Source organism: Bradyrhizobium zhanjiangense (assembly GCF_004114935.1).
Lineage (GTDB): Bacteria > Pseudomonadota > Alphaproteobacteria > Rhizobiales > Xanthobacteraceae > Bradyrhizobium > Bradyrhizobium zhanjiangense.
Map to the genome: position 1 here is coordinate 648409 of NZ_CP022221.1, position 12663 is coordinate 661071.

Annotated in this window: 12 protein-coding genes; 8 read left to right on the forward strand and 4 right to left on the reverse strand. The window is 64.3% G+C overall.

Annotated features, from left to right (window positions below):
• Window positions 1–21: 21 nt before the first annotated feature.
• From XH85_RS03155 to XH85_RS03165, 3 genes are all read left to right on the forward strand, one after another.
• Window positions 22–900, forward strand: a complete 879-nt coding sequence (locus XH85_RS03155; protein WP_128930700.1) for a CheR family methyltransferase — start codon at window positions 22–24, stop codon at window positions 898–900.
• A 2-nt stretch (window positions 901–902) separates the two neighbouring features.
• Window positions 903–1220, forward strand: a complete 318-nt coding sequence (locus XH85_RS03160) for a pilus assembly protein PilZ (RefSeq protein WP_091897861.1) — start codon at window positions 903–905, stop codon at window positions 1218–1220.
• 142 nt (window positions 1221–1362) lie between these two features.
• The gene (locus XH85_RS03165; protein ID WP_128930701.1) at window positions 1363–1866 is read left to right on the forward strand and encodes a response regulator; all 504 of its coding nucleotides are present in this window, start codon (window positions 1363–1365) and stop codon (window positions 1864–1866) included.
• 176 nt (window positions 1867–2042) lie between these two features.
• Here XH85_RS03165 and XH85_RS03170 read toward each other — a convergent pair whose 3' ends face one another.
• Window positions 2043–2327 (reverse strand): hypothetical protein, encoded by a 285-nt coding sequence (locus XH85_RS03170; protein WP_128930702.1) that lies wholly within the window; start codon window positions 2325–2327, stop codon window positions 2043–2045.
• A 149-nt stretch (window positions 2328–2476) separates the two neighbouring features.
• Here XH85_RS03170 and XH85_RS03175 point away from each other — a divergent pair, with 149 nt between their 5' ends.
• The gene (locus tag XH85_RS03175) at window positions 2477–3112 is read left to right on the forward strand and encodes a response regulator transcription factor (RefSeq protein ID WP_091897867.1); all 636 of its coding nucleotides are present in this window, start codon (window positions 2477–2479) and stop codon (window positions 3110–3112) included.
• A 147-nt stretch (window positions 3113–3259) separates the two neighbouring features.
• Here the strand turns inward: XH85_RS03175 and XH85_RS03180 are convergent, their stop codons facing one another.
• The 3 genes from XH85_RS03180 to XH85_RS03190 form a co-directional block, all read right to left on the reverse strand.
• Window positions 3260–6856, reverse strand: coding sequence for a PAS domain S-box protein (locus XH85_RS03180; RefSeq protein WP_128930703.1), 3597 nt, complete (start codon window positions 6854–6856; stop codon window positions 3260–3262).
• Window positions 6834–7262 carry a response regulator gene (locus XH85_RS03185; protein WP_128930704.1) on the reverse strand — a complete coding sequence of 143 codons (429 nt, stop codon included), beginning with the start codon at window positions 7260–7262 and terminating at the stop codon, window positions 6834–6836. Before XH85_RS03185 ends, XH85_RS03180 begins: the two co-directional genes overlap by 23 nt.
• Before the next feature lie 194 nt (window positions 7263–7456).
• Window positions 7457–8170, reverse strand: coding sequence for a GntR family transcriptional regulator (locus XH85_RS03190; RefSeq protein WP_128930705.1), 714 nt, complete (start codon window positions 8168–8170; stop codon window positions 7457–7459).
• 94 nt (window positions 8171–8264) lie between these two features.
• On the opposite strand from XH85_RS03190, the gene XH85_RS03195 reads away from it, so the two are divergent.
• The 4 genes from XH85_RS03195 to araD are packed head-to-tail and all read left to right on the forward strand — an operon-like array spanning window position 8265 to window position 12658.
• Entirely contained in the window at window positions 8265–9284 is a 1020-nt protein-coding gene (locus tag XH85_RS03195) for an ABC transporter substrate-binding protein (protein ID WP_128930706.1), read from the forward strand.
• The gene (locus XH85_RS03200) at window positions 9284–10045 is read left to right on the forward strand and encodes an ABC transporter ATP-binding protein (protein ID WP_128930707.1); all 762 of its coding nucleotides are present in this window, start codon (window positions 9284–9286) and stop codon (window positions 10043–10045) included. Before XH85_RS03195 ends, XH85_RS03200 begins: the two co-directional genes overlap by 1 nt.
• A 10-nt stretch (window positions 10046–10055) precedes the next feature.
• Window positions 10056–10919: an ABC transporter permease gene (locus XH85_RS03205; protein ID WP_128930708.1), complete on the forward strand. Its 864-nt coding sequence runs from the start codon at window positions 10056–10058 to the stop codon at window positions 10917–10919.
• Window positions 10916–12658 (forward strand): L-arabinonate dehydratase, encoded by a 1743-nt coding sequence (gene araD / locus XH85_RS03210; RefSeq protein WP_128930709.1) that lies wholly within the window; start codon window positions 10916–10918, stop codon window positions 12656–12658. Before XH85_RS03205 ends, araD begins: the two co-directional genes overlap by 4 nt.
• The last annotated feature ends 5 nt before the right edge of the window (window positions 12659–12663 follow it).

Sequence of the window (12663 nt, forward strand, 5' to 3'; positions counted from 1 at the left end):
ACAGTTTCGAAGAGGCCATCCGTGACCCCGACCGAGTACGAGTATCTGCGCAAGTTCCTAAAGGATAATTCCGGTCTCGACCTGTCCGCAGACAAGCAATATCTGATCGAAAGCCGCCTGCTGCCCCTCGCCCGCAAGACCGGGCTCTCCGGCATCGCCGAGCTTGTGCAGAAGCTGCAGGCCGGCTCGCGTCCGCTGATCACCGACGTGGTCGAAGCCATGACCACCAACGAGACCTTCTTCTTTCGCGACAAGGTGCCGTTCGAACATTTCCGCGACACGATCATGCCCGAGATCATCAAGGCGCGCGCCGGACGCCGCAGCGTGCGCATCTGGTGCGCCGCCGGCTCGACGGGGCAGGAGCCCTATTCGCTGGCGATGTGCCTGAAGGAGATGAGCGCGGCCCTCACCGGCTGGCGCATCGAGATCATCGCGACCGACCTGTCGCAGGAGGTGCTGGAAAAGGCCAAGGCCGGCGTCTACAGCCAGTTCGAGGTGCAGCGTGGCCTGCCGATCCAGATGCTGGTCAAATATTTCAAGCAGACCGGCGAGACCTGGCAGATCAATCCCGAATTGCGCGCGATGATCCAGCACCGGCAGCTCAATTTGCTGCACGATTTTGCCCAGCTCGGCACCTTCGACGTGATCTTCTGCCGCAACGTGCTGATCTATTTCGACCAGGACACCAAGATCAACATCTTCAATCGCATGGCGCGCCAGATCGAGCCCGACGGCTTCCTCGTGCTGGGTGCGGCCGAGACCGTGGTCGGATTGACCGAGACGTTCAGGCCGATTGCGGAGCGGCGCGGCCTCTACAAGCCGAACGATCCGCGCGCGGCGGCAGCCAAGCCGGCTCTCGCGGGCGTGGCCCCGCGCCTGGCGGTGATGGCAGGACGGTAAGCATGGCCGAGGATGGAAAAGGTGCGGAGCGCGTAACGTTCAGCCGCGGCTATGACGTCTGCATCATGGCGATCGACGGCACCTGGCGGCGCGACTGCAAGCTCAACGCGATCTCCGACACCGACGCCATCCTCACGGTGGAAGGCTCGATCCAGGGGCTGAACCTGAAAGAGTTCTTTCTGCTGCTGTCCTCAACCGGCCTTGCCTACCGCCGCTGCGAGCTGGTACGGGTCAACGGCGCCGAGATGGATATCCAATTCCTGCGCGGTAAGAACCGGAAGAAGCGCGGCGCGACCGGCGGCCATGACGCCGCGGCCTGATCGGCACGTGGCTGCCGCCGCACTTTCCGCCACGTTGCTTTATATTTGCTGAAACATCAGAACCAATTTGCCGTAGCCGCTTTACGTCGTCTAAGCGCGAGCCGTGTAACCATTGCTGGTCTCAATCTCAGGAATACCGGCAATGCCCAGAAGCTCTCTCTCCCCCATCTCGTCAAACCTGCCCGACGTCGCCGAGCGGCGTGCGCTTCAGCTCCTGGTCGTCGATGACGACGCCACGCAGCGCAGCCTGATCACGGTTGCCGCCAAGCAGGCCGGCCACGAAGTCACCGTGGCGCCCTCGGTGGCGGAAGCGATCGAGAAGCTCCGCGCCGCGCGCTTCGACTGCGTGACGCTCGATCTCGTGCTGGAGGATGGCGACGGCATCGACGTGCTGCGCGAGATGAAGGAAGCGAAATTCGCCGGCGCGGTGATCGTCATCAGCGGCATGGACGGCAAGCGCCGCAGTGCCGCCCGCAGCTTCGCCCGTTCCGTCGGGATCGAGCTCCAGAGCCTGCCGAAGCCGCTGGATCTGGCGGCCCTGCGCATCAGCCTCGCTAATCTCGGCAAGACTGCGATGGGCCTGCCGGCAATCCACACCTGGGGCGGTGTCGCCACCGACGCGATCGTGGAACGGCACCGCGCCTAAAGCAGGATCCGGACCCGAAGGCCGCGTTAGCGCAAAGTGCGCAGCGGTTCCGAAAAGATCATGCTCAAAACAACAGCCTAAAGCGCAATGACGATGCATCCTAATCTCGTCTAATCTCGTCGCGCTTTGGCTGCGGAGCTGCCATGCGATCGGATGTGCCGCCGCTGATCGCGATCCTACGCGTCGGTGGATTCCGACAGGCATTGCAGGGCGTGGCGAAGGCCCGCCCGGCAGGCGCCGAGGGCGGCGCTCGCGGTGGCATACTGGGGCGTGACGTCGTCGAGGATGAAGACGTCCGCGGAACTTTCCGCATCATTGCCGTGTTCTTGATCCATGGCTGCGGCGATCCGGCGCATGCTGGTCTCGATCTGTGCGATCAGCAAGCGAAGGTCAGCTGCAATCAGCTCACGGCTCTCGATTTCGGGCGTTGCGAGCAACGGTGTATCGGCTAAATTTAGCATGGATATTCTCCGTCTCCCGCAATTAGGCGCCATGCCGCTACTTGTGCGTTAAGTCTATGTCCCGTACAAATACGGGTGGGCCGAATCCGCGCCGAACGCCATAACGGTTGGCGCGGACGCGAGTCCTTCATGCCAACTGGATGTGGCACATGGCCGAACAAAGCTCTCGCGGTGAAATCTTCGTGGTCGACGACGACCCTGCTGTTCGCGACACCTTGTCGATGGTGTTGAAGGCGGCGGGCTATGAGGTGATCTGTTTTGCGGACGGCGCAGCGCTGCTCTCCGTCGCGCGGAACCGCACACCGGCTGCGATCCTGCTCGACGTGCATATTCCCGGAAAGTCAGGCCTCGACATTCTCAAGGAACTGCACGGCGAGGACTATCCGGCGCCGATCTTCATGATCTCCGGGCAGGGCGACATTGCGATGGCGGTCGGGGCGATCAAGAGCGGTGCGCTCGACTTCATCGAGAAGCCGTTCCGCGGCAGCGAGATCGTCGGCCGGCTCGACGAGGCGATCGGCGCCTATGCGCGCCGGCAGGCGGAGAATGCGTCGCCGAAATTCGGCTCGCTGCATTTCCCCGGACGTGAGCCGTTGACGCGCAGGGAGCGCGAGGTGCTCGAGCAGTTCGCCTCCGGTGCGTCCAACAAGGAAGCCGGCCGCACGCTCGGCATCAGCCCACGCACCATCGAGGACCACCGCGCCAACATCATGAAGAAGCTCGGCGCGCGCAACGCCGCCGACCTGATCCGCATCGTGATGACCGCGGCCCAGCGCGCGTCGTAGAATCGATCGGCGAGCCTTTGTAGCCCGGATGGAGCGCCAGCGAAATCCGGGACCGGTGCACGCAGCAAGAGACTTCCCGGATTGCGCTGCGCTCGATCCGGGCTACACGCGACCAGCTATGAAAGGCCTGCCTAAAAGGCCTGCGCCTCATCCCTGCAGTGCCCTGCGGATGATCCGCGCCAGATCCGATTTTCGATAGGGCTTGGCGAGCAGCAGAACCCCCGAATCCAGCCGGCCGTGATGGATGATCGCATTCTCGGTATAGCCGGACGTGTAGACCACCCTGAGATCGGGGCGGGTCTTCTGGATCTCGTCGGCGAGCTGACGTCCGTTCATCTTGCCGGGCATGATGACGTCGGTGAACAGGAGATCGAACGGCTTGCCGGCGGCGACGATCGCGAGCGCCTCCGCAGCGTTCGCGGCCTGCAAGGTGACGTATCCCAGCGAATGCAGCTGAGCCAGCACGTAGTCACGCACCAGGCGGTCGTCCTCGACCACCAGGATGGTCTCGTGTCCGCCCTCGATCGCCGCCGCCGTCACGCCCTCGCCGACCGCCGTCGGCGTCCTGCCCGGCGGCAGGTACATCTTGATCGTGGTGCCGTGGCCTTCCTCGCTGTAGATCTTGATGTGTCCTGCGGACTGCTTGATGAAGCCGTAAACCATTGAGAGTCCGAGTCCGGTGCCCTTGCCCGGGCCCTTCGAGGTGAAGAAGGGATCGAACACCCTGGCCAGCATGTTCGCGGGGATTCCGGTGCCGGTGTCGCTCACGGCGATCAGCACGTAGTGCCCCGGCGGCACATCGTTGGCGCTGGCATAGACCTCGTCGAGATAGGCGGCGCCCGTCTCCACGATCAGTTTGCCGCCGTTCGGCATGGCGTCGCGGGCATTGAGCGCGAGGTTGAGGATCGCGGTGGTGAGCTGGTTGGGATCGACGATCGCGACGCAGCTCTCGTCCTCGAACACCGATTCGATCTGGATCTGCTCGCCCAGCGTCGGCCGCAGCAGTTTCGCGGTGTCGATGATCAGCGAGTTGATGTCGATCTCGCGCGGCTGAAGCGGCTGCTTGCGCGCGAAGGCGAGCAGGTGCTGGGTCAGATCGGCGCCGCGCGCGGCCGCCTCGTCGATCATCTTGGTGATGGCCGCAAGCTGCGGCTCCTTCTCGACCGCCTCCGCGAGGATCTCGATGGTTCCGGTGATGACGGTGAGGATATTGTTGAAGTCGTGCGCCACGCCGCCGGTGAGCTGGCCGACCGCCTCCATCTTCTCGGCATGGCGGATGCGTTCCTCGGCCGCGATCTTGTCGGTGAGGTCGCGGTAGAAGACGTTGAACAGCAGGCCCTCGCGGCGCTTCAGCGCGGTGACGCTCAGCTCAGCCTTGAACTCCTTGCCGTCGCGGCGGCGGCACATCAGCTCGCGGCGGCGGTTCAGCGTCTTGTCGTCTTCGTTCGCGAGGAATTGCGTCAGGCCCGTTTTGACCCTCTCGCGTTCGCTCTCGGCGACGATGAGATCGATCGTGTTCTTGCCGAGCACCTCGTCGCGGCGCCAGCCGAACAGCCGCTCGGCTTGCGAATTCCAGTTCAGGATGCTGCCGGTCTCGTCGGTCTGCACGAAGGCGTCGAGCGAGGTCTCGACGATCTTGCGGGCAAGCCGTTCGCTCTCGCGCAGCGATTCCTGCGCGAGCCGCGCCTCCGTCATGTCGCGCCCGACGAAGAAGAACCGCTGCGCCGGCTCGGACCAGTTGCCGAGCCAGGACAGCCAGACCTGGTGTCCGTTCTTGTGGAAGCAGCGCGTATCACCGAGCTTTGGCCGCTCGCCGAGCCGCATCGCGCGCATGTTTTCGCGGGACTGCTCCAGATGGTCGGGATGAACGAAGTCGGCGCCGCTGCGGCCGATCATCTCCTCCGGCCGGTAGCCGAGAATGGTCTCGCTGCTCGGGCTGATCTGCACGACATGACCGCGCGCGTCCATGACCATGATCAGGTCCTGCGACGTCTCGAAGATCTGCCGGCGCTCTTCGAGCTGCTGCTGCAGCGCCCGCTCGGCCCGCCGCGCCTCGGTGAGGCTGCGCGCAGATCCGGAGGCTCCGACGATCTCGCCTGACGGTCCCCTGATCGGCGAGAGGCTGAGCGAGATCTCGACCGGCGTGCCGTCCTTGCGCAGGCGCACCGTCTCGAAGCGTTCGATCGGCTCGCCTGCCGCGATCCGCCGCAAGATGTTCTTGCCCTGGTCGCGGCGGTCGGCGGGTACGATGATGGCGGTGGATTTCCCGATCGCCTCGTCCGCCGAATAGCCGTAGAGGCGTTCGGCAGCCGGATTCCAGCCCGTGATGATGGCTTCGAGCGACTGCATCACGATCGCATCGTCGGATGATTCCACTGCGGCGCTGAACAAGCGCTCGCGCGCCGCATGATGGCTTCGAGCTGCCTCGGTGCGGCGATGCTCCTCGATCTCGCGTTGGAGCGCGGCCGTTTTCGCCCGAGTCTCCTCGACCATCTGGGCAAAGGCCCGTGCCAGCACGCCGGTCTCGCCGCTGGCATCGACGGGTATATCCGCTGGACGTCCGCTGCCGATGGCCTGCACCGCCTTGGTCAGGCGGCCGATCGGGCGCGTCAATGAGCGCGCCAGGAGCACCGCGAGTAAAGCCGCAGCGAGCACGGCAAGCACGCCGACGAGTAGGGACGTTCGTTGAATCGCTGCGGGCACGAGGCCGAACACCGGCGAGGGGATCGTCTCGATAATCGCAACCCAGTCCTTGCCCACGAGCAGCGCCGGCGCAATCGCCGCCCCGCTCGGCCGGCCCGACCCGTCGGTCATGAGCCGCGTGGATCCTTCCAGCGTCCCGGCCGAGGCCGCGAAATACGGAAAATCCTTGCGCCAGTCGTTGGGACGATCATGCCATGCGCCGAATTCCCGCATGCGATCGGGATGGACGAGATAGTCGCCGCGCAAATTCACGACATAGATCTCTCCGCCCGAGGTCACGGTGGAGCGGACGCGGTCGAGCGCCGGTCGCATGTCGATATTGGCGATGATGATGCCGAATGGCCTGCCGTCCGCCGTGAACAGCGGGGTTGCAACTCGTAACGTCGGAATGTGGGAGGTCGTGGTTCCCCCTTGGCGGGTGGCGAGATCGATGGCGGACACGTAGATCTCGCCCGGCGCCAGTCGGATGGTCTCCTGAAAGTAGGTTCGTTCACTCTTGCGCTCGAGTTCGTCGTTGGGAGCAACCCGCGCCTTTCCATTCGGGCCGGAGCGATCGACGCGGACCAGCTCGCGTTGGTCGTCGTCGAGACCGATGATGCGAAATTGCCCGTAACTGGGTTTGGCGTCGATCTCGGCTGCGAGCCGCGCTGCGATGCGCTCGCGCCAGGTTTGCTCCGACACGCCGTCGGATGCGTCGATGCCTCCACCGATGTGAGCGCGGATCAGGCCGTTGATGGCTGCGGCAGAGCGGTAGCCGAGCAGATCGCCGCGCGCGCCGGCGACGTAGGATTCGAGATTGGTCGCCAACAGCCGTGACTGGGCTTCGACGCGTTCCAGTACCCGCGGAATGACGGCCTGGGTGGTGTTGCGATAGCCCAGCCATCCGACTGCGGCCACGGTCACCGCCACCAGCAGGGTCATCGTGATGGCAAGCCGCGTTGCGAGCGTCATGGGGATATTCGCACCGGTTCCCGAATGGCCACGCCCGTTCTGGCCTGGAAAGGAATGAGGGTCCTTGTCATCGGTGGCCGGTGCTGACATCCGGATTCCCCAGCGATGCCGCCTGGGCCGTGCCAAGGCAGCCATCGACCGCCGCGAGCAGTGCGCCTGGTCGGAACGGCTTTTGCAAGCTTGCCACCGCGCCGAGCTTGGTTGCCATCTTCAGGAAATTCGGCTCCGCATAGGCGTCCGGCGCGGCCGAACGGCCGGAAATGACGATGATCGGGACGGTCGGGGCCAGCGCTCGGATATGGCGCATCGTCTCCAGCCCGTCCATGCCGGGCATGAAAATGTCGAGAAACAACAGGTCGAACGGGCTGGCCTCGAACAACGCAAGCCCCTCGTAGCCATCGCCGGCGACGGTGACGTGATGACCGGCCCGCTCCAGGAGCAGCCGGATCGTGATCTGCACGGCCGGGTCGTCATCCGCGATCAGGATGTTGGCCACGTCTGAGATCCTCCGGGGTCGGATGGGGATGCCCCAGCGACCGCAAATCAAGCCCATCAAAGAGGAAATTGTTGCGCGGTTTCAGCCCGGCCCGCAAGCACTTCGCGAGCGCCACCATCCGGTCGAGATTACCGAGCCTTGCCAACGCTATATGCACGCTCTCGTGCATAAGCCGGGTCAGCTCGGGTTCCCTCTTAGTCAGTCAGGTATTCGGGATAGCGGCTTCGGATCTTGTCCAGCTCGCTCAGCGTGCCCGACAGATGTTTGCGCAGATGCTGCTGCGCGGCCTCGGCATCTCCGGCCTCGATCGCGCGCGTGATCAGTCTGTGGTGACGGACGATGTTCTGGGCCTTGCCGGGTGAGGGCAAATGCAGCCGGCGCAGCCGGTCGATATGTCCGCTGCGGCTGCGCACCAGCGTCCAGAGCTCCTGCTTGCCGGCGGCCGCGTAGAGCTGGGCGTGAAAGTCGTTGTCGCCGGCGATGAAGCTCTCGAAATCTCCGGCCTTGGCGAATTGCTGTTGCAGCGTGATGGCGTGATCAAGGCTGATCACCAGGGACTGGTCGGGATTTGTTGCGAGCAGGCGCACGATCTCCAGCTCCAGTGCCTGACGCAGAAAATGGGCCTGCTGCGCGCGGTCGACGTCGATCCGGCTCACCACGGTCGCATGCTGCGGAAAGACGTCGACGAGGCCCTCTTCCTCCAGCCGCATCAGCGCGTCGCGCACCGGCGTCGAGCTGACGCCGAACTGGCCGGCAAGCTCGGCGCGCGACAAGGGAGCGCCGGGCGGCAGCTCCAGCGCGACAATCGCGTTGCGTAGCCGCTCGAACACCTGCGGCGCCGCCTGGCGGCCGCGGTCGAGCCGGGCGGAGCGTGGGGGCGCGCGCAGCGCGGTATGCGATGATTCCATGGCGGGTCCCGCGGGCTTGCGTTTGATGCACTAATATATTAGTGCATCAGCAGGGTCAACGCAGATCGACGCTGGCCGGAGGAAACACACAACAATGATCAAGCATCTTCGCGGCAAGCTCGTGGCCGCCACCGTGATCGCCGCGATCGCCTTCTCAATGTCAACGGCTCGCGCGCAGCAAAAGTCCGAGATCGCGCTGTCGCGCCAGCCCGGCATCTTCTACATGCCGAGCCACATCATGGAGAAGCTGAAGCTGATCGAGAAGCATGCGGCTTCCCTCGGCGTAACCGGTGTCACCACCAAATGGATCACCTTCTCCGGCGGCGGAGCGCAGACCGACGCCCTGCTCGCCGGCGGCGTCGACATCCTCAACACCGGCACCGGCAATCTGCTGCTGCTATGGGATCGCACCCGCGGCGGCGTGAAGGGCATCGTCGCCACCTCGGCGCAGCCGATGACGCTGATCAGCCGCGACGCCAACATCAAGTCGATCAGGGATTTCGGGCCGAGCGACAAGATCGCGGTGCCGACCGTGAAGGTCTCGACCCAGGCGATCGTGCTGCAGATCGCGGCCGCCGAGGCCTTTGGTGCCGACCAATGGTCGAAGCTGGATGCCAACACCGTGCAGCTCGGTCACCCCGACGCCTATGCGGCGCTGTCCAACCCGAAGCACGAGGTGCACAACCACTTCTCGATTCCGCCCTTCACGTTCCTGGAGTTGAAGAACGTGCCGGGTGCGCATGTGGTGCTGTCGTCGCCCGATGTGATGGGCGGCCCTCTCAGCCAGGCGCAATTCTTGACCACAACGAAGTTTGCCGACGCCAATCCAAAAGTCATCCAGGCCGTGCGCGACGCCACCAAGGAAGCGCAGGATCTGATCCGCAGCGACACTAAGCAGGCGGTCGAGATCTACAAGGAGATCACCGGCGACAAGACGTCGGTGGAAGAGCTGCTCGATCTCCTGAAAGAGCCCGGCATGATGGAGTGGAATCTCGAGCCGCAGGGCACGATGAAATTCGCCGCCCATCTCTACAAGACCGGAACGCTGAAGAATCAGCCCAAGGCCTGGACGGATTACTATCTCCCCGTCGCGCACGATCTGAAGGGCAACTGATGGCGCTGCTCGACGTCAGCTGCGTGACGCTGCGCTACAAGACCTCCAGCGCCGTCGTCACCGCCACGGAAAAAGTGAGCTTCACCGTCGACCGGTCCGACCGCTTCGTGCTGCTCGGGCCCTCCGGCTGCGGCAAGTCGACCCTGCTCAAGGCCGTCGGCGGCTACATGAGCCCGAGCGAAGGCAGCATGACCATCAACGGCCGCGAGATCCACGGGCCCGGCGCCGACCGCATGATGATCTTCCAGGAGTTCGACCAGCTCCTGCCCTGGAAGAGTGTGCTCGCCAACGTGATGTTCCCGCTGCTCACCGCGCGAAAGCTGTCGCGCAAGGACGCCGAGGCGAAGGCGCGCGCCTATATCGAGAAGGTCGGCCTCACCCGCGTGGTCGATGCCTATCCGCACACGCTCTCCGGCGGCATGAAGCAGCGCGTCGCGATCGCGCGCGGCATGGCGATGGAGCCGGATATCCTTCTCATGGACGAGCCGTTCGCCGCGCTCGACGCGCTGACGCGGCGGACCTGTCAGGATGAGTTGCTCCAGCTCTGGAGCGAGACCAAATTCACCGTGCTGTTCGTCACCCATTCGATCGCGGAAGCGATCCGCATCGGCAACCGCATCCTGCTGCTGTCGCCGCATCCCGGCCGCGTCAAGGCCGAGGTGATCGACGTCGACAAGGTTTCGAATGAGGATGGCAGCGCCGGTCGGCTCGAGAAGGAGATCCACGATCTCCTGTTCGCCTCCGAATCAACCGCGCATTGAGGGAGCCGTCATGGGCGAAGCCAGAATCTTGCTGCGTGACGCGCCGGTTGCCAGCACGGGAGGTGCAGGCGAGGTCGAGCGCAAGCTGGGTGTGCTTGAGCTATTGTGGAACGACGGCTTTGTCCGCAAGTCGGTCATCATCCTGTTTCTCGCGGCGGTCTGGGAGGCGTACGGGGTCACTCTCGACAATCCGCTGCTGTTTCCGACACTGCACGACACCTTCGTGACGCTGTTCGATCGCGTCAAGGACGGCACCATTCCGATGCGGGCCTGGACCTCGCTGAAGGTGCTGTTCATGGGCTATTCGGCCGGCATCGCACTGGCCGCGATCTTCACCGTGCTCGCGATCTCGACGCGCATCGGCACCGACTTCCTCGAGACCGTCACGGCGATGTTCAACCCGTTGCCGGCGATCGCGCTGTTGCCGCTGGCGCTGATCTGGTTCGGCCTCGGCAATGGCAGCCTGGTCTTCGTGCTGATCCATTCGGTGCTGTGGCCGGTCGCGCTCAACACCCACTCCGGCTTCAAGAGCGTGTCCAACACGCTGCGGATGGTCGGCCGCAATTACGGCCTGCGCGGATTGCCTTATGTGGCGAAGATCCTCATCCCCGCGGCCTTCGGCTCGATCCTCACCGGCCTCAAGATCGGCTGGGCCTTCGCCTGGCGCACGCTGATCGCGGCCGAGCTGGTGTTCGGCGTGTCCTCGGGCCAGGGCGGTCTCGGCTGGTTCATCTTCGAGAACCGCAATCTGCTCGACATACCTGCCGTCTTCGCCGGCCTCTTGACCGTGATCATCATCGGGCTCTTTGTCGAGAACCTGATCTTCCGCGCCATCGAGCGGAACACCGTCCAGAAATGGGGCACCCAATCATGACCAAGAACAAGAAGAAAACGCCTGACCAGCTCCGCAGCGCGCGCTGGTTCGCACCCGACGACCTTCGCTCGTTCGGCCACCGCTCCCGTACCATGCAGATGGGCTACGCGCCGGAGGAGTGGAAGGACCGGCCGATCATCGCGATCCTCAACACCTGGTCGGATGCACAGCCCTGCCACATGCACTTCAAGTCGCGGGTCGACGACGTCAAGCGCGGCATCCTGATGGCCGGCGGCTTGCCGCTGGAGCTGCCGGCATTGTCGCTGTCGGAATCGCTGCTCAAGCCCACCACCATGCTCTACCGCAATCTGCTGGCGATGGACGCCGAAGAATTGTTGCGCAGCCATCCCGTCGATGGCGTGGTGCTGATGGGCGGCTGCGACAAGACCACGCCGGCGCTGCTGCTAGGGGCCACCTCGATGAACATCCCGGCGATCTATCTGCCGGCGGGTCCCATGCTGCGCGGCAACTGGAAGGGCAAGACGCTGGGCTCCGGCTCCGACGGCTGGAAATACTGGGACGAGCGCCGCGCAGGAAAGATCTCCGACAAGGACTGGCTCGACATCGAGGCCGGCATCGCTCGCAGCTACGGCACCTGCATGACCATGGGCACGGCCTCGACCATGACCGCGATCGCCGAGGCGATCGGCATGACGCTGCCGGGCGCTTCCTCGATTCCCGCCGCGGACGCCAACCACATCCGCATGGCCTCCGAATGCGGCCGCCGCGTCGTCGAGATGGTGTGGGAGGATCTGACACCGAAGGCGATCCAGACCCGCAAGGCGTTCGAGAACGCGATCGCGGTGGCGATGGCGATGGGCTGCTCGACCAACGCGATCATCCATCTGATCGCGCAGGCACGCCGCGCCGGCCAGGACATCGGGCTCGACGATTTCGAGAAGGCCAGCCGCAAGGTGCCCGTGATCGCCAACGTGCGGCCGAGCGGTGATACGTATTTGATGGAGGATTTCTTCTATGCCGGCGGGCTGCCGGCGCTGATGAGCCAGATCAAGCCGCATCTGCATCTGGACTGCGTCACCGTCACCGGCAAGACGGTGGCTGAAAACATCGCGCACGCCGAAGTGCACAATGCCGACGTGATCCGCTCCGTCGACAATCCCATCTATAAGGAAGGCGCGCTTGCGGTGCTCAAAGGCAATCTCGCGCCCGACGGCTGCGTCATCAAACCTTCCGCTTGCGCACCGCGCTTCCTCAAGCACACCGGGCCGGCGCTGGTGTTCGACGATTATCCCGCGATGAAGAAGGCGGTCGACGATCCCAATCTCGACGTCACCGAAGATCATATCCTGATCTTGCGCAATGCCGGGCCGCAGGGCGGGCCGGGCATGCCGGAATGGGGCATGCTGCCCATTCCGACCAAACTCGTGAAGCAGGGCGTGCGCGACATGGTGCGCATCTCGGATGCGCGCATGAGCGGTACCAGCTATGGCGCCTGCATCCTGCACGTCTCGCCCGAGTCCTATATCGGCGGTCCGCTGGCGCTGGTGCAGAACGGCGATCGCATCACGCTCGACGTCGCCGCGCGCACCATCAATCTCAATGTGAGCGAAGCCGAGCTCGACAAGCGCCGCGCCGCCTGGAAGCAGCCCGAGCGCCGCTTCGAGCGGGGCTATGGCTGGATGTTCACCAAACACATCAAGCAGGCCAATGACGGCTGCGACTTCGACTTCCTGGAGACCGATTTCGGCGCGCCGATCGGCGAGCCTTCGATTTACTAGAGAGC